Origin of the sequence: Frateuria sp. Soil773 (assembly GCF_001428405.1) — a bacterium.
Taxonomy (GTDB): Bacteria; Pseudomonadota; Gammaproteobacteria; order Xanthomonadales; family Rhodanobacteraceae; genus LMSL01.
The window spans coordinates 171873-193716 of record NZ_LMSL01000039.1; the positions used below are offsets into that span (position 1 = coordinate 171873).

At 69.0% G+C, this 21844-nt stretch carries 22 protein-coding genes; 9 read left to right on the forward strand and 13 right to left on the reverse strand.

Features of this window, described 5'->3' with window-relative positions; translation table 11 throughout:
- Positions 1 to 157: 157 nt before the first annotated feature.
- On the reverse strand, positions 158 to 1012 hold the full coding sequence (locus ASG87_RS12730) for a DUF3014 domain-containing protein (RefSeq protein WP_056005621.1): 855 nt from the start codon (positions 1010 to 1012) through the stop codon (positions 158 to 160).
- A gap of 759 nt (positions 1013 to 1771) precedes the next feature.
- A complete protein-coding gene (locus tag ASG87_RS12735) occupies positions 1772 to 2113 on the reverse strand; it encodes a zinc ribbon domain-containing protein YjdM (RefSeq protein ID WP_056005624.1) in 342 nt (113 codons plus the stop codon).
- A 156-nt stretch (positions 2114 to 2269) separates the two neighbouring features.
- Between ASG87_RS12735 and ASG87_RS12740 the strand changes: the two genes are divergently transcribed.
- The gene (locus ASG87_RS12740) at positions 2270 to 3409 is read left to right on the forward strand and encodes a glycoside hydrolase family 18 protein (RefSeq protein WP_235499645.1); all 1140 of its coding nucleotides are present in this window, start codon (positions 2270 to 2272) and stop codon (positions 3407 to 3409) included.
- Positions 3410 to 3422: 13 nt separating this feature from the next.
- On the opposite strand, the gene ASG87_RS12745 is transcribed toward ASG87_RS12740, so the two are convergent.
- Positions 3423 to 4010: a hypothetical protein gene (locus ASG87_RS12745; RefSeq protein ID WP_056005627.1), complete on the reverse strand. Its 588-nt coding sequence runs from the start codon at positions 4008 to 4010 to the stop codon at positions 3423 to 3425.
- A 284-nt stretch (positions 4011 to 4294) separates the two neighbouring features.
- On the opposite strand from ASG87_RS12745, the gene ASG87_RS12750 reads away from it, so the two are divergent.
- Entirely contained in the window at positions 4295 to 4696 is a 402-nt protein-coding gene (locus ASG87_RS12750) for a biopolymer transporter ExbD (RefSeq protein WP_056005630.1), read from the forward strand.
- Positions 4697 to 4856: 160 nt separating this feature from the next.
- Here the strand turns inward: ASG87_RS12750 and ASG87_RS12755 are convergent, their stop codons facing one another.
- A complete protein-coding gene (locus tag ASG87_RS12755; protein WP_056006467.1) occupies positions 4857 to 5120 on the reverse strand; it encodes a DksA/TraR family C4-type zinc finger protein in 264 nt (87 codons plus the stop codon).
- A 265-nt stretch (positions 5121 to 5385) separates the two neighbouring features.
- Between ASG87_RS12755 and ASG87_RS12760 the strand changes: the two genes are divergently transcribed.
- Positions 5386 to 6693, forward strand: a complete 1308-nt coding sequence (locus ASG87_RS12760) for a hypothetical protein (protein ID WP_056005632.1) — start codon at positions 5386 to 5388, stop codon at positions 6691 to 6693.
- A 25-nt stretch (positions 6694 to 6718) separates the two neighbouring features.
- Here ASG87_RS12760 and ASG87_RS12765 read toward each other — a convergent pair whose 3' ends face one another.
- The 4 genes from ASG87_RS12765 to ASG87_RS20210 form a co-directional block, all read right to left on the reverse strand.
- Positions 6719 to 7663, reverse strand: a complete 945-nt coding sequence (locus ASG87_RS12765) for an IS481 family transposase (RefSeq protein ID WP_056005635.1) — start codon at positions 7661 to 7663, stop codon at positions 6719 to 6721.
- A gap of 84 nt (positions 7664 to 7747) precedes the next feature.
- Positions 7748 to 8401: a 2'-5' RNA ligase family protein gene (locus tag ASG87_RS12770; protein ID WP_056005638.1), complete on the reverse strand. Its 654-nt coding sequence runs from the start codon at positions 8399 to 8401 to the stop codon at positions 7748 to 7750.
- A gap of 117 nt (positions 8402 to 8518) precedes the next feature.
- Positions 8519 to 9733, reverse strand: a complete 1215-nt coding sequence (locus ASG87_RS12775) for a multidrug effflux MFS transporter (RefSeq protein WP_056005641.1) — start codon at positions 9731 to 9733, stop codon at positions 8519 to 8521.
- Between the two features lie 657 nt (positions 9734 to 10390).
- Positions 10391 to 10543: a hypothetical protein gene (locus ASG87_RS20210; protein WP_157511074.1), complete on the reverse strand. Its 153-nt coding sequence runs from the start codon at positions 10541 to 10543 to the stop codon at positions 10391 to 10393.
- Between the two features lie 324 nt (positions 10544 to 10867).
- Between ASG87_RS20210 and ASG87_RS12780 the strand changes: the two genes are divergently transcribed.
- A complete protein-coding gene (locus ASG87_RS12780) occupies positions 10868 to 12136 on the forward strand; it encodes a DUF5077 domain-containing protein (protein WP_056005644.1) in 1269 nt (422 codons plus the stop codon).
- A gap of 78 nt (positions 12137 to 12214) precedes the next feature.
- Here ASG87_RS12780 and ASG87_RS12785 read toward each other — a convergent pair whose 3' ends face one another.
- Positions 12215 to 12964, reverse strand: a complete 750-nt coding sequence (locus ASG87_RS12785) for a glutathione S-transferase family protein (protein WP_056005647.1) — start codon at positions 12962 to 12964, stop codon at positions 12215 to 12217.
- Positions 12965 to 13117: 153 nt separating this feature from the next.
- On the opposite strand from ASG87_RS12785, the gene ASG87_RS12790 reads away from it, so the two are divergent.
- On the forward strand, positions 13118 to 13777 hold the full coding sequence (locus tag ASG87_RS12790) for a glutathione S-transferase family protein (RefSeq protein WP_056005650.1): 660 nt from the start codon (positions 13118 to 13120) through the stop codon (positions 13775 to 13777).
- 16 nt (positions 13778 to 13793) lie between these two features.
- Entirely contained in the window at positions 13794 to 14501 is a 708-nt protein-coding gene (locus tag ASG87_RS12795; protein ID WP_056005653.1) for a DUF899 family protein, read from the forward strand.
- 9 nt (positions 14502 to 14510) lie between these two features.
- Here the strand turns inward: ASG87_RS12795 and ASG87_RS12800 are convergent, their stop codons facing one another.
- Together ASG87_RS12800 and ASG87_RS12805 are read right to left on the reverse strand one after the other, a co-directional pair.
- Positions 14511 to 15173 (reverse strand): glutathione S-transferase N-terminal domain-containing protein, encoded by a 663-nt coding sequence (locus ASG87_RS12800; protein WP_235499646.1) that lies wholly within the window; start codon positions 15171 to 15173, stop codon positions 14511 to 14513.
- A 134-nt stretch (positions 15174 to 15307) separates the two neighbouring features.
- Positions 15308 to 16222, reverse strand: a complete 915-nt coding sequence (locus tag ASG87_RS12805) for a hypothetical protein (RefSeq protein ID WP_157511075.1) — start codon at positions 16220 to 16222, stop codon at positions 15308 to 15310.
- 127 nt (positions 16223 to 16349) lie between these two features.
- Between ASG87_RS12805 and ASG87_RS12810 the strand changes: the two genes are divergently transcribed.
- Entirely contained in the window at positions 16350 to 17297 is a 948-nt protein-coding gene (locus ASG87_RS12810; protein WP_056005660.1) for a winged helix-turn-helix domain-containing protein, read from the forward strand.
- A gap of 3 nt (positions 17298 to 17300) precedes the next feature.
- On the opposite strand, the gene ASG87_RS12815 is transcribed toward ASG87_RS12810, so the two are convergent.
- On the reverse strand, positions 17301 to 17693 hold the full coding sequence (locus ASG87_RS12815; RefSeq protein ID WP_056005662.1) for a YciI family protein: 393 nt from the start codon (positions 17691 to 17693) through the stop codon (positions 17301 to 17303).
- A gap of 118 nt (positions 17694 to 17811) precedes the next feature.
- On the opposite strand from ASG87_RS12815, the gene ASG87_RS12820 reads away from it, so the two are divergent.
- A complete protein-coding gene (locus tag ASG87_RS12820; RefSeq protein WP_162258366.1) occupies positions 17812 to 19068 on the forward strand; it encodes a beta-eliminating lyase-related protein in 1257 nt (418 codons plus the stop codon).
- Positions 19069 to 19521: 453 nt separating this feature from the next.
- Here the strand turns inward: ASG87_RS12820 and ASG87_RS12825 are convergent, their stop codons facing one another.
- On the reverse strand, positions 19522 to 20775 hold the full coding sequence (locus ASG87_RS12825; protein WP_056005668.1) for a porin: 1254 nt from the start codon (positions 20773 to 20775) through the stop codon (positions 19522 to 19524).
- A gap of 211 nt (positions 20776 to 20986) precedes the next feature.
- Here ASG87_RS12825 and rnt point away from each other — a divergent pair, with 211 nt between their 5' ends.
- The gene (gene rnt, locus ASG87_RS12830; protein ID WP_200949093.1) at positions 20987 to 21646 is read left to right on the forward strand and encodes a ribonuclease T; all 660 of its coding nucleotides are present in this window, start codon (positions 20987 to 20989) and stop codon (positions 21644 to 21646) included.
- Positions 21647 to 21844 lie beyond the last annotated feature (198 nt).

Genomic DNA, 21844 nt, shown 5'->3' on the forward strand with positions numbered 1-21844 from the left:
CGGCACACCGGCATACTGCCCGGAAGCCCCGTACGCCGGTTCAACAGGCTGCCGACGCCGACGTGGCGGGCAACCTTGGGCGGCTCGTTTGGCGTGGCGCACCGGGCCGCGCATGACTCTTACCGATACCCGCCTGGGAGCCGTCCCGTACGCCGGTTCAGCGGGCCGTTGACGCCGACGCCGCAGGCAGCCTGGTCCCGGTCAGTGCCGCACGGATCGCGCGCAGCCTTGCCTTGAGCTTCGCCTCGTTGTCCGGGCCGACGCGCAGCATCAGCTTCTGCCCCGCCGACAGCGACTGCAGGTTGGGATCGGCGTACTGGTAGAACACCTTGGGCTGGACCAGGGCCGCCGGCGCCGGCAGCACCGGCGCGGCCAGCATGTCGTCGATGGCGACGAGCAGGCGGTCGTTGAAGTAGCCCTTCGGATAGCCCAGCTCCTGGTAGGCCTGCTGGAACAGCGGGTACGCACGTGCGTACCACGCCACCAGGGCTTGCGGATCGGCCCTCTCCACGATGCGCATGTACGGCACGTAGCGCTCCGTGTTGCGCGGGCTGGCAACGGTACGGCCGTCCCGCTCCTCGACGAGGAATGCCCCCTTGGGCGTGCGCAGCGGCAGGATGCGCGTGCCGACGCTTTCCCGCGGCAAGGCATCGACGGTAGCCACGATGCGCGGGATCACCTGATCGGACAGCAGCAGGCCGCGCAGCTCGTCGGTGCCGGCCAGGCGCAGCAGCGCCGCCGCCACGCCGTCGTCGCTGGCCTCCAGCGCCGGCAACGGCGCACTGCCGGCTTCCGACGGTTCGCCCGCCGCCTGGGAAATCGGATGTTTCACCGCAGGTTCGGACGACGGCGAGGCCGTCGCCGCCGTTGCCGGTGCACTGGCCGTGGATGCGGGTGCGGAGACGCCTTCGTGCGTCGCCTTGCGCCAGATGAAGACACCGGCCGCAACCGCCGCCAGCACCACGACGACCGCCACCAGCCACGCTCCGATCGAGGATTGCTTCTTGCTCACTGCACCGCCCTTTCGCGTTCCGGTCTATTACTGACTCGGCATGGACGCGATGGTTCATCCGGTGATGCGAAGGCCATGGTTGTGCATGGCTGCCATATCCATCGCGCATGCGGTTCGCAGCAGCAACGCAAACCCGGAAACGTGGACCGCCTCCCCTATCCCTCGCCGTCACCACCCGCCCCACCGTCATCCCGGCGAAAGCCGGGATCCAGTGCCTTGGGGTTCCGACACAGCAAAGTCGCTGGATTCCAGCTTTCGCTGGAATGACGGGTGCGAGGCANNNNAGGGCAAGGTGCCGTGAAGCGGAAGCGGACCGCCGTACCCACGACTCACCGTCACTTCGCCTTCCGCTCTCCCCATTTCTCGCCGCCCCCTCATTCTCACCGTCACCACTCGCCCCACCGTCATCCCGGCGAAAGCCGGGATCCAGTGCCCTGGGGTTCCGACACAGCAAAGTCGCTGGATTCCAGCTTTCGCTGGAATGACGGGTGCGAGGCANNNGGTGCAAGATGCCATGAAGATGGAAGCGGGCCGCCACGCCTATGGCTCATCATCACTTCGCCTTCCGCTCTCCCCATTCCTCGCCGTCACCACCCGCCCCGCCGTCATCCCGGCGAAAGCCGGGATCCAGTGCCTTGGGGTTCCAGGCACAGCAAAGTCGCTGGATTCCAGCTTTCGCTGGAATGACGGGTTCGAATCCCAGCGCGCGCCTCTCTTTCCGGGGCCCGCTGGAATGACGAAACCGGTGACGGCGGGCCCTCAGGCTTTCTTCAAGAAGCACACCTTCAGCACCAGTCCCTTGATCTTGTCCGAGTTGCCTTCGATGTGCTCGTCGTCGCCATCGACCAGGCGGATGTTGCGGATCACCGTGCCCTGCTTCAGCGGGATGGAAGAACCCTTCACCTTCAGGTCCTTGATCACGGTCACCGTGTCGCCGCCGTTGAGCACGTTGCCGTTGACGTCGCGCACCACCAGGGCGGCCTCCGCCGTTTCCGCGGCGGCGATCGGCCATTCGTGGCCGCAGTCGGCGCACACGTAGTTGTCGCCGTCCGGGTAGGTGTTCTCCATCGCGCACACGGGACAAGCGGGGATGTCGGACATGGGTCGATCCAGCCAATGCATAGGGGCGCAGAGTATAAGACCCCGCTCCGGCCGCCGGCCGGCGAACGCACCGCGATCCGGCGGCGCATTGGCGGCATCCGCGGCACCTGCAATGATCGGGGCTCCCCACCCCATGCACCCACAGGAAGAACGACGATGCGAGGCTCCCGCCTGCCTTTCCTGCTCCAGGCCGCCGTGCTGCTCGCCGCCGGCCTGCTCGCCGCCTGCACGGCGAACACCCGCCCGGCCCCGGCAGACTACCGCGTCATCGGCTACGCCACCGGCTGGAACGCGGCGCAGGACGGGCAGGTTCGCCAGATCGACACGCTGATCTTCGCCTTCGCCCGGCTGGTCGATGGGCGCGTCGTCCTCGACGAGGCCGGCGCCGGAAAGCTGCGCAGGCTGATCGCGCTGAAGGCGGTCAACCCGCGGCTGAAGGTGGCGATCTCGGTGGGCGGCTGGGGCGTCGGCGGTTTCTCCGAAGCGGCCGGCAGTGCGGAAGGGCGCCGCCGCTTCGCCGACAGCGCCGCCGAGCTGGTCGCGGCGCAGGGCGCGGACGGCTTCGACGTGGACTGGGAATACCCGGGCCACGGCGAATCCGGCATCCGCTCCAGCCCGCAGGACCGCGCCAACTTCACCCTGCTGCTGCAGGCCGTGCGCGCCAGCCTCGACCGGGTCGGCGCCCTGCACGCGCGCAGCGGCGCCGGCCGCTACACGCTCAGCATCGCCGCCGCCGACGGCCCCTTCGCCAGCGGCATCGACATCGCCGCGGTGGCGCCGCTGCTGGACTGGTTCAACCTGATGACCTACGACTTCGTCAACGGCATGACGCCGACCACCGGGCACCACACCGGCCTGCATCCGGCCGCGTCGGCGCCGGCCGATGCGCGCACCGTCGACCGCGCCGTGCGGCAGTTCCTCGCCGCGGGCGCGCCCGCGCGCAAGCTGGTGATCGGCGCCGCCTTCTACGGCCGCGAATTCGCCGACGTGCAGCCGGTGGGGCACGGCCTGTACCAGCGCTACGGCAAGTACCAGGGCGAGCACCTGTGGCCCCAGCTCAAGGCCGACTTCATCGGCAAGCAGGGCTACGTGCGCTACTGGGACGCCGACGCGCAGGCGCCGTGGCTGTGGAATGCGCAGACGCGACGCTTCATCAGCTACGACGACCCGCAGTCGCTCGCCGCCAAGGCCGCCTACGTCAGGGCGCAGCGGCTCGGCGGCATCATGTACTGGGAGCAGTCGCAGGATCCGCAGGGCGAGTTGCTCCACGCGATCCGGCAGGGGCTGCCGCGCTGAGCGCGGCCCCGTCTCAGGCGCCGCCCAGCGCGACCGCCGAGCCCGCGAACGGCACGACGAGCTGGTAGCCCGGCGGCGCGGGCACGACCGGCGTGGTGGCCGCGGTGCCGAACTGGGTGACGCCGCGGCCGAGGATCCGGGCGAGGTCGTACCGCCGGCCCGCGAATTCGAACGGCACGCTGTCCACCAGCCGCGCCGAGAAGACATTCGAGGAAACCAGCGGCTGCTCCGCCGTGCCGGCTTCCACCGTGGTGCCCACGACCACGCCGACGCGGCGGAACGTGGCGATGCGCTCGCCGGCGGCGAACGATGCCGGATCGTCGAAGTTGCCGGCCGGCGCGCGTTGCAGGTACACCGAGAAATCGCCGTCCGCGTCGAACGCCAGGCACAGCGCGCCGTTGGCGTGGGTATGCGCGACGAAGGGTCTCGCGGCGAAGGTGAAATGCGCCGTCGCCGCGCTGTGCCTCCGGCCGTCGAACAGGTCCGCCTCGATGCCGGCGAGATGGAGGAAATAGCCGTAGTCGGCCAGCGATCCGTCGTTGGCGCGGTAAAAGCGCCCGGTGACGTACCAGGCCAGTTCGGCGCTGAGCAATGCGGTCATCGGCAAACCCCCTCGGTCATGGATCCGTCGCGCATCTTGCGCCTGCCGGCGCCCCGCCGTGCAGATCCCGGTCGCGCTTCGGCCCGTCCGTCGCGGCCTGCAGATCCGGCCTGGGCGTTCTTCGCTAAGGGCTAGGGCATGGCGCCATCTTTCCTGCGATGGTGCGTGGCTCGTATCCGCCGTGCCAGTGGCGCCGGGCGCGAGTATGCTGGCCCTGCCTCGGCTTCCCCGATCCACGCCAGGCAATCCGACATCGACAACCTGCTGCACCAGGAGGAAGAACCATGGCTTTCTCTGCACGCACGTCCGGCGACGCCATCGCGCACATCAACGTCACGCCACTGGTGGATGTTCTTCTCGTACTGCTGGTGATCTTCATGATCACGGCGCCCGTACTCACCCACAAACTGAAGATCGACCTGCCGCAATCCTCCAGCGGCACGCCCCCGCCCTCCATCGAGCCGATCCGCCTGGCGATCCGCGCCGATGGCGCGATGTCATGGAACGGCACACCCGTCGACGAGCCGGCATTGCAGGCCCAGTTGGCCGTGGTCGCCTCGCGCGGGAATCCGCCGGAACTTGCCATCGCAGCGGCGGACGGCGTGCCCTACCAGGCCGTCGCGCGGGTGCTGGCGCAGGCCAGGTCGCAGGGGCTGACGCGGATCGGCTTCGCCGACGGGCGATAGGCGCGCACCGCCGCACCTGGCGCGCCATGAAAAACCGCCTGCGGCAGCCGATGCTGCCGCAGGCGGGCGTTCCATCCTCCGCTCCAGGCACACCTTGCCCAAGCCACACGCTCAAGCGAACGGCCGCCGAACGGGCCGGTACGAATCAGGCCGGCACGGATCAGCGCAACTGGCTGTCCTTGCTGCCGCGCCGGTTGTACAGGCTGGCCTGCCGTTCCTGGTCGTGCGCTTCCTGGCAAGTCACGCACAGGCGCACGCCCGCCACGGCCTGGCGCCGCGCCTCCGGTATCGCCTCGCCGCATTCCTCGCAGTGCGTCAGGCCCGGGCCCTGCCGCAACTGCCGGCGCGCCCGCTTGACCGCATCGCTGACGGTGGCATCGATCTGGTCCTGCACAGCGCCATCGCCTGCCCAACCCGTAGCCATGAAAACCTCCACGCCTGTCGATCAGGTCATCAAGATATTGAAAGGCAAGATACTGAAAAGATAGGGCCCCGTGCCCGGATTCCAACCCGGTCGGCCGGCGGCCCCGCCCCGCCATTCATGCCGCGTCCCCACTCCATCGCGGGTCCGCTCGCCGGGACTGCGCGACCCGCGGCGGCGCCGGAGTCCCCTGCTATCAGTCAGGGATGAAACCAGGCATCGGGCAGGACAACATCGCATGCGGAACCGTTCCGCCGGAGGATTCCCGATGCGTCTGCCACTCGCCGCGCTGCCGCTCCTGGGCGCCGCCGCCCTTGCCTCGCCAGTGCGGGCGGCCACGGCCATTCCGCCCGCGGCGGCACGGGCCTATTTCGCCGAGGCGGATGCCTTGTGCCGGGCCGACGGTGCGCGGCTCTGGGGCGTTTCGCTGTGCGGGCCGATGATGTTCGTGGATCCGCAGAGCCGGCAGGTCGTCGCCAACCGGGCCGATCCGGGCCATGCGCTGAAAGCCGTGGACGGCGTGTTCGTCGGCCGTCTGCCGGCCGACCAGAACGTCGCCAACACCGCCGTCGAATGGTCCGGCGTGCGCTGGACGCAGATGCTGTGGCCCTTGCCCGAGGAAGCATGGAAGCGGCGCACGCTGATCGCCCACGAGCTGTTCCACCGCATCCAGGGCCAGCTTGCGCTGCCCAGGCTCCAGGGCGGCGACAACGCGCAGTTGGACACGCTCGACGGACGCGTCGCCCTGCAGCTCGAATGGCGCGCACTGGCGCGCGCGCTGGCGGCGCCGGACGAGCCGGCCCGCCGGCAGGCCGCCGCCGACGCCCTGCTGTTCCGCCACGAACGCTACCGGCTCTACCCTGCCGCCGCCGCGCAGGAGCAGGCGCTCGAAATGAACGAGGGACTGGCCGAATACACCGGTGTCATGCTGGGCAACGGCACGCCGGCGGAGCGGACCCGGGCGGCCCTGGACGACCTGTCCGGCCACGTCGGCGACAGCACCTTCGTCCGCTCTTTCGCCTATGCCACCGGCCCGGCCTACGGCCTCCTGCTCGATCGCTATGCGCCCGGCTGGCGCCGGTCGCTGCGAGCCGGCCGAAGCTTCGACGCGATGCTTGCGGACGCCTTGCACGTCACCCTCCCCGCGCAGCCTGGGCCCGCGGTACGCGAACGCGCCGGGCACTACGGCGGCGCCGCGCTGCGTGCCGCCGAAACCGCACGGGAGGCCCGGCGGCAGCAAGCCATCGCCGGCTACCGTCGCCGGCTCGTCGACGGCCCGGTGCTGGTCCTGCCCTTCCACCACATGCACGTGCAGTTCGACCCGCGCAATCTGCAGCCCCTGGGCGACGACGGCACGGTCTATCCGACCATCCGCATTTCCGACGACTGGGGCGTGCTGGACGCCCGCAACGGCGCCCTCATGAAACCGGACTGGAGCGCGCTGGTCGTCACGCCGCCGCCGGCGACCTCCGGCGCCCGATTGGCCGGCGACGGCTGGACGCTGTCGTTGAAGCCCGGCTGGAAGATCGTGCCCGGCACGCGCAAGGGCGACCTCGTGCTGGTGCCGGAATCCTAGGCGCGCGCCGCGCCGGGTGGCACGGCTAGCTGTGTAAACCCAGTACGTTGTTCATTGAGATGCGGGAGATGGGAGGTTTGTAGCCGAGGCTGGCATGGGGTCGATGCCAGTTGTAGTGATGCAGCCACGGCTTGAGAGCACGGGCACGCTGCTTGGAGTCGGCATAGGAGCGTGCGTAAGCCCATTCGTGCAGGCAGGTTTGCACCAGGCGTTCGGCCTTGCCATTGGTGCGAGGCGTATAGGGCCGCGTGCGCAGGTGGCGCATGCCGAGCCGACGAATGAGGCGGCGGAAGCTGCGCGACCGGTAACAAGCCCCGTTGTCGGTCAGGACGCGCTCGAAGCGCACGCCCAATCCCCGGTCATAGCGAACCGCCTGCATGAGTGCCTTGCAGGCACTGATTCCGCGTTCATTGGACTCGATGGAGCCGAAGGCGACGCGCGAGTGGTCGTCGATGGCCAAGTGGACATATTCCCAGCCGACACCGTCGGAGTTGATCTGGCGGTTGCCGGTGACCCGATGACCGGGCTGGCGGAAGCGGGCCAGCTTCTTGATATCCAGATGCAGCAACTGGCCGGGTTGGGCGTATTCGTAGCGGTTCTCCGGCAAGGCGGGCTCCAGGTCAGCCAACCGATGTAGCCCTGCGCGGCGCAGCAGCCGGGCGATGGTGCTCGGCGCCACGGGCAGTTGCCCGGCGATCTGGCGATAGCTCTGGCGTGCACGCCGCTTCTCCATTACCCGGTCGGCGATGACTTGGGACGTGGCGTGCGGACAGCGGTGGGGGCGGGAGGAGCGATCGACCAGACCGTCAGGTCCTTCCTGGCGGAAGCGCTTGAGCCACTTGTAGGCGGTTCGTACGCTTACGCCGGCCGCATGGGCCGCTTCTTCCACACGCAAGCCCTGAACGAGGATGCGATCGACAAGCAGCGCTCGACCGCGAGGACTTAAACGGGCATGTTTATGCAGGTTCATCCGGGGCTCCTGGGGGCTGGGTTGGCTTCGCAACCCCCATCTTCCAGAGATGCCCCGGATGAACAACCTACTGAGAGATCACAGCTAGCCCGCGCCGTCCGTCTCCGCTTCGAGCAGCAGGCGATGCCGGCTTTCCAGCGGGCCGAACAGCACGCGGGCGTCGTAGGTGGCGTAATGGAGCTGCCCGACCCGCAGCGGCAACGGCGGCGGCGCGAGTTGCGCCAGGCGCCGGCGGACCGTATCGGCGTCGACCTTGCGCCGGTACAGGCCCAGAGTAACGTGCGGAATATACGCGGCCTGGCGCACTTCGCTCGCCGCCTCGCCCAGCATGCGGCGCCAGCCGTCCAGACGTCCGTCCGGATCGCCGACCGGGAGGAAGGCCGCGCTGGCGAAACTGTCCGGTCGGCCCAGCGGCAGCGTGAACGCTGGCCCGCGCATGCGTTGCAGCAAGCCGACCTGCGCCTGCAATTGCTGCGGCGAGAAGTTGTCGTCCGCCACGCGCGCCGGCTGCTCGAAGCCGCAGACGAATACCGTCAGGTGCGGCTGCCGCTCCGTGTCGGGGTGCAGCAGGTCGGCCAGTTGCCGCCGCGCCTCGCGGAGGTAGCCGAGCAGCGCGGGATCGAGCAGCGGGACCAGCCACACGCCATAGCGCGCGCGGCCGCGATGCCACTCGGGGTAGTCGCGCCACTCGGTAACCACCGTCTCGGCCGGGCCGCCTTCGGGGTCGGAAAAAAGCATGGATCGAGCGCACCGTGCCGGGAAACGGAGGCACCGATACTGCGGCAGGCAGCGCCGCGCCGCCAGCCGGAAACCGCGGCTAGCGCCGGAAGGAGCGCTCCCGGCAGCCGCGGCGCCTCATTCCGCCATCGCCCGCGCCTCGACCGGCTGCGGCGCGGCACCGCGCAGCGTGCCGCGGGACAGCGCGAAGGCGATCAGGGCGCAGCCGGCGATCCCGGTCACCATCGGCACCGCGGTGCCGTCGAGGAACCGGCCGACCACGGCGATCACCACCGCGCCGGTGACGAACTGCAGCGTACCCATCAGGGCCGAGGCCGTGCCGGCGATGGCTCCATGCCCGTCCAGCGCCAGCACCGCGGTGGACGGAATCACCAGGCCGAGGAAGCCGTAGCCGACGAACAGCAGCGCCATCATCGCGTCCAGCCGGTCCATGCCGGCCATCATCGCCGCCGCCAGGAGGACCATCGTGGCGGCGTAGCCGGCCACCGCCACCGCCACCACGCGCTTGAGCCCGTAGCGGCTGCCCAGCCTGCCGGTGAACTGCGCGGCGCCGATGAAGGCGATCGCGTTGACCGAGAACGCCAGGCTGTACCGGGTCGGGGTGAGCCCGTAGTGGTCGATCAGCACGAAGGAGGAATTGGCCAGATAGGCGAAGAAGCTGGACACGCCGAACGCACCGATGAAGACCAGGCCGAGGAAGTGGCGATCCTTCAGCAGGGTGCGGTACGCAACCAGCGCCGAGGCGACGCTGCTCTCCACCCGCTGCTCGGCCGGCCGCGTTTCCTTCAGCACGGCGATCACCATCAGCAGGCCCAGCATCGCCGCGCCGGTCACCACCCAGAAGATGCCGCGCCAGTCGGCCAGCCGCACCACCAGGCTGCCGGTCAGCGGCGCCAGGATCGGCGACACGCTGAACACCAGCATCAGCAGCGACATCAGCCGCGCGGCGTCGTTGCCGGTGTGCATGTCGCGCACGATCGCGCGCGGGATCACCATGCCGGCGCAGGCGCCCAGGCCCTGCACGAAACGGCAGAGGATCAGGCCGTGGATGTCCGGCGCCAGTGCGCAGCCGATGCTGCCCAGCGCGAACAGGCACAGGCCGAAGTAGATCGGCCGCTTGCGCCCGAGCATGTCCGACACCGGCCCGTAGACCAGTTGCCCGACGCCGACCGAGGCGAAGAACGCCATCAGGCTCATCTGCACCGCGCCCACATCGGCGTGCAGGCTCTGCTGGATGCTCGGCAGCGCGGGCAGGTACATGTCGATGGCGAACGGGCCGATCGCCGACAGCAGGCCGAGAACGAGCGCGGCTCCCAGGAAACGGGAAGTCATGGTGGGGAATCCTCGGAAAAAACGGAAAAGGGGGAGCAGCGCTCCCGGACCGTCGCGCGCAGGAGCGGGTCGAGGCGAAATAATATACCAGCCAGTTCTTGAATCAACCGGAAGCCAGGCAAAGCGCTCGTGACGCGGGCGCACGAATCGAGGCATCGCGGCGTCCGGGCAATGCCGCGGACGGTCGCACGCGCTCGCACGGCGGCGCGCAGCCGTGGCCGGCCCGGCGGCGGCGCTGAGAACCTTGTTCAAAGTCTCCCGAGCATTCCTACGAAGCGTCATCCCAGCGGCTTTCAACGGCCGCAGGACCGGTTAGGCCGGAGGCGCTTTCAACAGCCGAAGGGCTGGTCATCCCAGCGCCTCTGGATTTGGAGAAGGGAAAAATCTCTGGATTCCTGCTTTCGCAGGAATGACGAGCGGGAAGGAAGCACGAGGGAATTCCAGTCTCCCAGGTATTCCCTACGAAGCGTCATCCCAGCGAAGGCTGGGATCCAGTGCCTCTAGGCTTTGGGGAAGGGAAAAGTCGCCGGATCACCGGCCCTTCGACTGTTGAAAGCGCCTCCCTGTCTGACCGGCCCTGCGGTCGTGAAAGCTGCAGGAATGACGAGCGGTAGGCGTGAGGGAATTCCATTCCGACAGGGAGACTTTTAACTGGCTCTAGGACGAAGGCATCGGCTTCCTGTCCGGGTCGTTCTGCGGCTCGTGCGGCGTCTGCGCATCGGGCATTTCCGGTTCGTCCCGGTTCGGCTTCGGCACGGGCTCCGGGTAACCCGACGGCTTCGGCGGTTGTTTCGGCTTGTCTTCGGGCATGGGCGTGCTCCGGCGTGGGTCTCTCCAGTCTCCGCCCGCGGCTGTGACCGCGAGGTGGGCATGGCGGGCGGGGCAGAGCCGCAATCCGTGACCGAAAGCACACGTAAGAATACGATCTTTCCATAATCTTCTTTTGTCTTCTTAGACTTTCGTAATCGCGATACCAGTCCTCGAAAGACAACGACTCGACACGTCGAATGCCGGCTTCGGGCTCCCGCGGGGAGGGGCTCCGTCGAAGGCGCGGGTTCCCCTGGTCGGGTCGCGGCGGACTGGCCGCGGCCCGGCCCTCGATGCACCAACGCTGCCACCACTGGGAGGAGAGTTATGCGAAACCTTGCTTGCGCAGGCCTCGGGCTGCTGCTCTTGCTGTCCGGCCGGACGTCCGCGGCCCAGGACGCCGCCATCACCGTACCCCTGGGCGGAAACGCCTACGTCACCCATCCCTCGCCCGCCGACGACGAGCTGATCGACGACACCGGCCTGCACAACTGGAGCTCGGACAAGGCGGTGACCAGCGTCTACTTCGACGTGCGCAAACCCGGCCAGCTCCAGCTCTCGCTGGTCGGCACGCTCAACGGCGCCAGCCACAGCACCGTGCTGGTGTCGGTCGGCGCGCAGTCGCGCCTGGTGTTCCTGTCCAGCACCGCCGCCGCGCCCTTCCCGGCCGGCAGCTTCTTCATCCCCAAGGCCGGCTACGTCAAGGTCGACCTGCGCGGCGTGTATACCGACGGCGGCTACTACGGCGACATCTCCGGCCTGCAGATCGGCGGCAGCGCCACGGCGGCCGGCACGGTGTTCGCCAACGACCCGGACAACTTCTACTGGTCGCGGCGCGGGCCTTCGGTGCACCTGGGCTTCGACGTGCCGGCGGACACCGAGTACTTCTACAGCGAGGTCACCGTGCCGAAGGGCCAGGACCCGATCGGCTCGTACTACATGGCCAACGGCTTCAACACCGGCTACTTCGGCATCCAGGTCAATTCGGCCACCGAGCGCCGCGTGCTGTTCTCGGTATGGGACTCGCCCACCGGCAGGACCACCCTGGTCAGGAAGGGCCCGGACGTCGTCAGCAACGACTTCGACGGCGAAGGCACCGGCGGCCAGAGCTACCTCGTCTTCAAGTGGAGCGCGGGCCAGACCTACCGCTTCCTCACCCGCGCGCAGCCGGACGGCGAAGGCAACACGGTCTACACGGCCTGGTTCGGCACGCCTTGCCTTGCCGGCCACGGCGACTGCGGCTGGAAGCTGATCGCAAGCTGGAAGTACCTGGGCGCCTCGACCTACCTCAAGGGCGTGTACTCCTTCCTCGAGTCCTTCGATCCCGAGCGGGGCTACATCGGCCGGTCGGCGCTCTACGGCAACGAGTGGGCGATCACCGCCGACGGCACCTGGAGCGAAGTGAAGTCCGCCTACTTCGACGTCGATCCGACCGGCCTGAACAAGCAGCGGCTGGATTTCGCCGGCGGCTCGCTCGGCCCATTGTTCTACCTGCGCAACGACGGCTTCTTCAGCCATTCCACCGCGTCCGGCCAGACCTTCACGCGCAGCCCGGCCTGGTTCCGCCCGCGGGTGGACCTGGGCAAGCTGCCCTGACCGGCATCCACTGAAACCGCGAAGGCAGCCGGCACGCCGGCTGCCTTCGCGCGAACGACCGGCGCCGAGCGCGACGCCTCAAGCCACGGACGCCTCCAGCCCCGCCGCCTCCCACGCATGCTGCGGGTAGTAGCGCCGCATCATGCGCGCGACGTACGCGACCAGGTTCGGATGCGCCTCCACCGCGCGGCGCAGCGGCGTATCGAAGAACGGCGTGGCGACGCAGGCCAGCATGCCGAACGCCGTGGCGTCCACGCCGCTCGGCGCGTCGCCCAGGAAATACGGCTGCCCGCCGAGCAGTTGCGCCAGCGCATCGACGGAACGCCGACCCAGCTCGGCGATCTGCGCCGGCGCGTGGCGGCCCAGGCCTTGCGCATGCAGATCGACCGACTTGCGCGCCTGCAGGTCCTTGCGCAGTTGCTCGCGCTGCTCCTCGGGCGCGCCGTCGGCGAAATGCGCCGGCCCCTTGGCGAAGTTCTCCGGGTCGATCCAGCGGAACCAGACCATGGCGAAGTACAGGTGGTCCTCCAGCAGCCGCTCGATCGCCCACGCCTGCGCGCGCTGGCGCGCATCCAGCCCGGCGTCCAGGTCCACGGCGTACCGGCGCTCGATGTGCGCGCGGATGAAGGTGGAATCGCTCACCACCTCGCCGTGGTCGTCGACGAAGGGCAGCTTGCCGTTCGGCGCCTGCGGCGGGATCGCCGAGGCGCGGTCGTAGGCCAGCCCGGCCATCTTCAGTTGCACCTCGGTCTTGAGCACGAACGGGCTGGTGTCGGGCAGACCGAAGCCGGGGCGGGTGGCATACAGGGTAAGGCTGGTCGACGACATGGATGGGCATCCTGCGGGGAAACGAAGGGGCATAGCCTGATCCGGCCCTGCTGACAGCATCGTGTCAGCAGACCCGGCCGTGGCCGGAAGCCGATGTCGATTCCGCGCCTGCCCGTTCGTCGCAGACGGAAACCCGCCACCGAGGACCGCCCCTTGAGCACGCTCCCCCGCCTCTACTCCCACCCCTTTTCCTCGTACTGCCAGAAGGCGCTCATCGCGCTGTACGAGAACGGCACGCCGTTCGACTACCGCACGCTCGAAGACCCGGCGGCCAACGCCGAACTGGCGGAGCTGTGGCCGATGAAGCGCTTTCCGGTGCTGGTCGACGGCGGGCGCACCGTGCTCGAGGCCACCTGCATCGTCGAGTACCTGGACCTGCACTACCCCGGGCCGGTGCGGCTGCTGCCCGAGGACCCGGACATGGCGCTGGAAGCGCGCATGATGGACCGCTTCTTCGACAACTACGTCTCCACGCCGCAGCAGAAGATGGTGTTCGACCGCCTGCGCCCGGAAGCGGCCCGCGACGCCCACGGCGTCGCCGAGGCCAAGGCCATGCTCGACACCGCCTATGCCTGGCTCGACCGGCGCATGGCCGGCCGCGAATGGGCCGCCGGCGACCGCTTCACCCTCGCCGACTGCTCCGCCGCGCCGTCGCTGTTCTATGCCGACTGGACGTACCGGATCGACCCGTCGTTCGCCAACGTCATCGCCTACCGGCAACGCCTGCTGGCGCGGCCGTCCTTCGCGCGCGCGGTCGAGGAAGCGCGGCCCTACCGCCCCTACTTCCCGCTCGGCGCCCCCGACCGCGACTGATCCCAAGGAGATCCCCATGACAAGCGCCCCCCTCGTCCCCGCCGCCGAACTGGCCGGCCGCAACCGCATGCGCTTTCCGAACGAGAGCGAGGCATACCGCCGCGCCCGCCAGGCATTGCTCGCCGAGGAAATCGAACTGCGCCGCCATCTCGAACGCGTCGCCGAGCAGCGCCGCGCGCTGCCGCCCGGCGGCGAGGTGGCCGGCGACTACCGCTTCCAGGGCGAGCGCGGACCGGTCGATTTCGCCGGCCTGTTCGGCGACAGGCAGACCCTGGTGGTCTACAGCTACATGTTCGGGCCGCAGCGCGAGCGGCCCTGCCCGATGTGCACCTCGCTGCTGAGCGCGTGGGACGGCGAGGCCCGCGACATCGGGCAACGCGTCGCGCTTGCCGTGGTGGCGCGCTCGCCGCTGGAGCGGCTGCTCGCCTTCAAGCAGGAACGCGGCTGGCGCGACCTGCCGCTGTACTCGGACACCAACGGCAACTACAGCCGCGACTACTTCGCCGTCGATGCCGACGGCGGCGACCAAGCCGCCTTCAACGTGTTCACCCGCCGCGACGGCGTCGTCCGCCACTTCTGGAGCGGCGAGATGGGCCCCGAGAGCGCCGACCCGGGCCAGGACCCGCGCGGCGCGCCGGACCTGGCGCCGCTGTGGACCGTGTTCGACTGCACGCCCGAGGGACGCGGCACCGACTGGTATCCGAAACTCGGCTACGGCGACTGAGTCCGCCGCTCACCGGGCCGGCGGCACGTCGAATGCGTACGCCGTCGCCTGTGCCGAAGGTCGCGCACCAAAGGCACGGGCAAACCCGGTCAATTGCGGATAAGGCGCCAGCGACAGCGTGTCACGGAAGGCCAGGTGCTCGACGAGGCAGAACAGCGCCGCTTCCAGCAGGCTGAGATCGCGTGCGGGCAGCGCGGCGAGCACCGCCGGCATGCGTTCCTCCAGCCACGCCAGCGTGTTGCGAAGGCCGAGGCCCGCCTTGGCGAAATAGACGCTGTCCACCGGCAACCCGGCCACCTGCGTGCCGAAGGCGAGCTGCACCTGCGCCTGCATCGCGTGCCAGACCAGTTCCTGCGCATTGCGCGACGCCACGTCGCGCAGGTCCTCCGGCCAGACGACCCGGCGCGGCGCCGGCGCCTGCTCGACGAGAGTGCGGCAGATGTTCTCGGCGCCGAACACGGCCTGCCCGCCGATCCTTAGCACCGGCATCTTCAGCGCGGGATTGCCCGCGTAGTCGTCCGGATCCACCGAGGCCAGGTCGTACACCGGCTCGAACCGGCAGGCTGCGCCGGTCTCGTGGGCAAACAGGCGCACCAGCCGGGTGAAATGCGAGCTGCTGCGCCCGACGATGGCGGGCGGCGGTCGCTTCGCAACGGTGTCTTCGATGCCCAAGACGCTCTCCTCGACGTGGTCCGCCGGCCGCCATACGCGGCGGCTGGCGCGCCGCGGAATACGGCGGCCACGGCGATTGCAGCGCGGCGGGCGCATGCTTGCAAGGCGCCGCGCCGAACTTCATGCCGCATGGACTAGTACAGCGCATGCAGGAACGCCAGCCAGCCGGCCGGCGCCGCCAGCAGCAGGTACATCGCGGTCGCCTGCCCGGCCATCACGCAGGACAGGCCGATCCGGTAGACCGGGTGGACGCGGCCGTCCACGATCAGGTCGCGCAGCATGCCCAGCGCGATCAGCAGGTCGACGCCGAGATACCAGGAGTAGGCCGGCACCAGCTCGTGGGGGAATCGCGCGAAAGCGGCCCCGGTAAGGCCACAGGTGGCGATGAGCATCAGCCGTCGGTGGCGTTCCGGCTGCCGCCGCCAGCGCAGCGCCAGGCCGAAGGCGACGGCGAAGGTCAGCATGTCGTTGAGCGAGATGCTCAGGAAGGCATCGTTCACCGGCCCCCGGTTCGCATGCCAGCGCTGCATCGCGAGCGCGGTGACCACGCCCATGACCGGCAGCACGGCGCCGAGCACGCCGCCCAGCACGCCCAGCCGCCGGTGCAGCCGTACGTTCGCCCCGCGCACCAGCCCCGACTGGACCAGGAACAGCAGCACCCAGCCCGCGAAGACCAGCACGTGCACGTGAAGGATCAGCGGCGGCGGCACCGCGGGATGGAACAGCCGGTCGCCGGCATGCCGGCCGAAGCCGTAGGCCACGACCGCAAGGACCAGCCAGCCCATGCCGAAGTAGAACCAGGTCCCCAGCGCCCTGCCGAACACGGTGGACGCGCCGCGTACCGGGGACGCACCGGCAGGGACGGCATCCGGCGCCGCTGCCGGCACGCCTGGGACGGAGGCGGAAGCGAGCGCCTGCCCGTCCGCACCGCCCCAGCCCGCATCCGATGGAGCGCCGTGACCGGCCGCGCGATGCGCCGGCGTATCCGCCCGGACGGCGGGCGCATGGCCGGCGGATGCGCCGACGGCGTCGGGAATGGATGTCTTCATGTAACCTCTGCGCGATCGGGATTCGACCCGCGCACCCTCTCCGGAAGCCGGCGGAAAGTCCTGAAACGCGCCTGAAACGGCGTTGAAGAAGTCCTGAAAGTGCATGGCACGGCCGGAAACGAGGCGCATGGATCGTCCCCGCAGCACCCCACTCCGCATCGGCGCATGGCGCGTCGATCCCGCCCTGGGCGAGATGTCGCGCGACGGCGAAACCGTACGGCTGGAAGCGCGCACGCTGCGCACCCTGCTCTGCCTGGCCGAACGCGCCGGGCAGGTGGTGAGCATCGACGAACTGCTCGACGAGGTGTGGGCCGGCGTCGTGGTCACGCCCGATTCGGTGTACCAGGCCATCGCTTCGCTGCGCCGCACGCTGGGCGACGATCCGAAGCAGCCGGCCTACATCGCGACCGTGCCGCGACTCGGCTACCGGCTGGTCGCCGCGGTCTCGCCGTGGACCGCGCCGCACGGGCCGCCGCTTCCGGCGGCCTCCGCCGAACCGGCGGCGATTCCGGCCGCAGCGGCCATCGCTCCGCGGCGTCGCGGCCCGCTGCTCTGGGCAGCCGGTCTCGCGCTCGCCGCCGTCCTCGCCGGGCTCTACTTCCTGCTCGGCCCGTTCCCGTCGTCCGCCGGCAACCATGCGGCCGAGCGCGCGGTCGCCGTGATGCCCTTCCTCGACCTGACCAAGGCGATGGACGAGGAACCGTTCGCCGACGGCATGACCGAGGAGCTGATCGACAAGCTCAGCCGCATCCCGGGGCTGCGCGTCTCCGCGCGCACGTCCACGTTCTACTTCAAGCGCAGGAAGGCGACCATCGCCGAGATCGCCGAGACCCTGCACGTGGGCTACGTGCTGGAAGGCAGCGTGCGCAAGTCGGGCGGGACGCTGCGCGTGACCGCGCAGTTGGTCCGCGCCGACGACGGCTACCTGGTATGGGCAGGCACCTACGACCGCCCGGCCTCCGACATCCTGATGATCCAGGACGGCATCGCCGCCGAGGTGACCCGCGCCCTGGCGGCCGGCTCGCTCGGCGGCGACGCGCGAAAGCGCGGCGGCGGGGCCGCGCAGTCGCCGTAGCCGCTAGGCCCGCGGGCCGCCCTCGGGGCCGCTGCCGCAGCCCTCCGGGCCCATTTCCTCGACCTGGCGCAGCTCGCAGTCGATCTCCCACTCGTCGCCATGGACTTCCAGGAAGCGGCGGGTCCAGTCGAGCGCCTCCTCCCTCGAGCCGACCTCGAACATCGCGAACCCGCCGATCACCTCCTTGGTTTCGGTGAACGGCCCGTCCACCACGCTGATCCGGCCGCGCGAGAGCCGCACCCGCACGCCCTCCGACGTCGGCCGGAGCCCGGCGGTATCGAGCAGCACGCCGGCCCGGGTCATTTCGTCGAGCAGCTTGCCCATCTCGTTCAGCAGCCGCTCGCTGGGCTTCTGTCCGGTACCTTCGTTGATCCTGACCATGGAAAGGAATCGCATCGGTGTCTCCGTTGTTGGCATGTCCGGCCGCTGCCGGATAGTGGCGGATGTGTCACGCGCCTGCCATGCAACGAACGGAAGCGGGCAGAATCGACATCCTCCGGCGAAGCATCCGGCCGTGGCGGCAGACATTCCGCGGCCCAGGGCGCTCCGGACAGGCCGCCGGCCATGGCGGGCGACCGCATACACCAACCTGCGAGGCGAACGCATGATCAACCGTCGCGAATTCCTGCAGTCCATTCCCCTGGGTGCGCTGTCCCTCGCAGCGTGGGGCACGCCCCTGGGCGCCGCCGACGCCATGGGGGCGCCGGCGTCCGCGGCGAAGCCCGCCATGGACGTGGACCGGCTGGTCTCGCTGGCCGGGGACAACGTGCCCGCCCGCATCGGCGCGTATCCGGCAAGGCTGCTCGAACTCCTGCACGGCCGCGCCGACGTCAACGACTTCTACCTGGCCAAAGGTGCCGTCGCGGAGCTGGAGGCGAAATTCGCGAAGATGCTCGGCAAGGAAGATGCCGCGTTCATGCCCACCGGCACCCTGGCCAACCAGGTGGCCGTGCGCCTGCTCTGCGGCGACCGCCGGCGCCTGCTCCTGCAAAAGGAAAGCCATGTCTACCGGGACGAAGAGGACGCCACCTCGACCGTGAGCGGGATCAACCCGGTGCCGCTGGAGGGCGGCGCCACGGAGGCGCTGTATCCGGCCGTCGTCGATGCGTTCGAACAGGGCACGGAAGACGCCTACCCGGTCGAAGTGGGGGCGATCTCGCTCGAAAGTCCCGTCCGCCGGCTCGATGGCGCCACCGTGCCGCTGGAAACGATCGGGAAAATCGCCGCGCTGGCGAAACGGAAAGGTGCCGGGATGCACCTGGACGGCGCACGCCTGCTGCTCATGTGCGGCAGCAAGGGCTTCGAGGTCGAACGCTATTGCGCTCCGTTCGATACGGTCTACGTGTCGCTCTACAAGTATCTCGGCGCCCCCTTCGGCGCCATCCTGGCCGGCAACGCAGCGACCATCGCCCGGGCGCGCCATCTCAGGCACGTCTTCGGCGGCACGATCTTCCATGGCTGGATCGCCGCCCTGGTCGCCTCCGGCAACCTCGACGGCTTCCAGCAACGATTCGCGCAGGCCCGCGCGGAGGGGGAAAAGCTGCTGGCGCTCCTCGGAGGCATCCCCGGCATCACGGTCCACCGGGTCGAGAACGGCAGCAACGTGGCCTTCCTGCAACTGGACAAACACGTCGAGGCCGGCCTCGCCTCGCGCCTGGAGAAGGCCGACGTCGTCATCGGCGGCATCGAGAACTGCCGCCTGCGGCTGACCATGAACGAGACGCTCCTGAGGAAACCCGCCGCATCCATAGCGGCGGCGTTTTCGCCTTGAGAGCCCGTCCACGGTCGATCCGCCGGTTCGACCGCCTCGTCATTCCTGCGACCTTCGACGGCCGAAGGACCGGTCAAGCAGGACAAAGCAGACCTGCGCCAGCTCTTGCCCCCTTTTCGGGGTTCGCTGGGACAACGCTTCATCTGGAGGAGATAGTGAAGATCGAACAGGCTCCCAAGAGATCCGGGAACCGGGAATCTCGCAATCGGAATAGCCATGCAACAGGGAGGGTTGGTAGTTCGACCTTTGGCGAATCACGGGTATCCCGCGCGGCCGCCGAACGCGGCACGGCTTCGCCCATCCCTGCCAGGAACGAAAACGCTGCACTCACCTTCGCCTCGAAAAAGCAAACGGCGGGCCATTGCCCGCCGTTTTCCGTCCCTGGGTCGAACTCCCTTCGATAGCCTTCCTGCCCGCAACATCCTGCCGCGGGCATGTGACGGGCGTTTGACGTCAGAACGACACTTCGCCGAACAGGCCGATCTCGTTGGTCTTGACGTTCTGCACGTGCGCCGGCGCCGGGGTGGCGACCGACTTGTCGGCCTTCTCGTGCTTCCACACGCCGGCCAGCTTGAAGCCCTTGGTGACCTGGTACTCCAGGCCGAGGTTGTAGTAGACGTCCTTGGCCTTCTTGTCCAGGTCCTTGCTGAGCTTGGCGTTGTCGTAGCGGGCGAACAGGCTCAGCGAGTCGGTCAGGCCCACGCTGCCCCAGAACGAGTAGCCGTCGGCCTTGTCCGAGAGCGGGCTCAGCACGTTGTTCCAGTTCTTGGCGGTGAAGTACTCGGCGCCGACGCGAAACGACTTGTCGGCATAGGCCACCATGAAGTCGCCGCGCTGGGCGGTGTTCTCCGCGCTGGTGGTCTCGGTCTCCTTGCCGAGGTGGCCGCTGTAGCCGCCGACCGCCACGACCATGCCCTCGAACGGCACGAAGCCGACGCGGCCTTCCACGTCCACGCCCTTGCTGCGGCTGGGGTTCTTGTAGCCGTTGCCGTTGACCACCGACACCGCGTAGTTGAGCGTCTTGCCGCTGAAGTCGCCGCCCAGGTGCAGCCCCCAGTCGGCCGAGTTGCCGTACTTCAGGCGGTCGGTCAGGGTGTTCTCGACGTAGCGGTAGCCGTAGTAGTTCTCGACGAACGGGATCCACGGCATGTCGGCCGAACCGATGCGCAGCACCGCCGCGTCGTCGAACTTGCCCTGCACGTAAGCCTTCTTGACGAACAGGTTGGTCTCGCCGTCGCCGCTGACATAGTTGAAGTCGGTGGTCAGGTTGGCCGACCAGATGTCGTTGAACTTGTGCGTGACGCCCAGGTAGAAGCGCTTCACGTCGATGCCGGTGCCCGACTTGTCGGTCTTGCCCTTGTCGCTGTTCTTGTCGTTGATGTTGGTGAAGTCGAAGAACATCTTGCCGGACAGGCTCGTGTTGTTGACGGCCTTCTCCAGCGCCGCGAGCTTCTTGTCGCTGGCCGCGGTCACGCTGGTGGCCTTCTCCACCGCCTGGCCGGTGCTGACGTTGATGTCCGACTGCGCGTCGGTGCGCTCCTCCAGCGCGTCCACCTTGGCCTGCAGCGCGGCGAGCTGCGCCTTGAGCTGCTCGACCTCGCTGCTGGTGGCGGACGCGCGGCCCGCGCTCTGGGGCGCGGCGGCGGCCGCGACGCTGGTTGCGCCCAATCCGGCAGCGATGGCCAATACGAGCATCTTCGAACGCATGTACTTTCTCCACGTGAGGGTAGGAATCAACTGGACCGCCCCCTTCGATCAGTGATGGCCGGCCAGGCGGGAAACCGCGGCAGGATGCGGCGGCGGCTTTACCGTTCCGTGCCGGTTGCGTGACAGAAAAAAGACACCGGCATGGCGGACGCTCCGTGGCCGGGCCTTCCGGCAGGCGTCGGCCGGCGAAGGCGGCTGATATGCTGTGCGGATGGAAAATGTCAGCAACAGCATGGCCGCCCGCCTGTGCGAGCGGTTCCGCGGCTTCCTGCCGGTGGTGGTGGACGTGGAAACCGGCGGTTTCGACGCCGAACGCGACGCCCTGCTGGAGATCGCGGTGGTGGTGCCCACCATGGACGGCGAGGGCTACCTGCGCCCGCAGCCGGCGGTGTTCTCGCACGTGGAGCCGTTCCCCGGCGCGAACATCGACCCGCGCTCGCTGGAGATCACCGGCATCGACCCGGACAACCCGCTGCGCGGCGCCCTGAGCGAGCGGATGGCGCTGGACCACGTGTTCACGGCGGTTCGCCTCGGCATGCGCGACAGCGGCTGCCAGCGCGCGATCCTGGTCGGCCACAACGCGGCGTTCGACCTGTCCTTCCTGAATGCCGCGGTGCGCCGCGTCGGCCACAAGCGCAACCCGTTCCACCCCTTCAGTTGCTTCGATACCGCCACGCTGAGCGGCCTGGCCTACGGCCAGACCGTGCTGAGCAAGTCGGTGCTGGCCTCCGGCCACCACTTCGACACGCGCGAGGCGCATTCGGCGGTCTACGACGCCGAGCGCACCGCCGAGCTGTTCTGCACCATCGTCAACCGCTGGCGCCAGCTGGAGATGTTCGAGCGGGAGCACATCGGGCTGAATGTGCTGTAGGGGTGGGCATTCGGGTAAGGGCGGGGCAGCGACTCCGGAGCGCCTGACATGAAGGCGCTGGATTCCAGCTTTCGCTGGAATGACGTCGGGCGGGGACAAGGATGTCGCGTGAGCATGCCCGCCATCCCGGCGAAAGCCGGGATCCAGCGACTCTCGGCGGCAGTGCCGGACATGAAGGCGCTGGATTCCAGCTTTCGC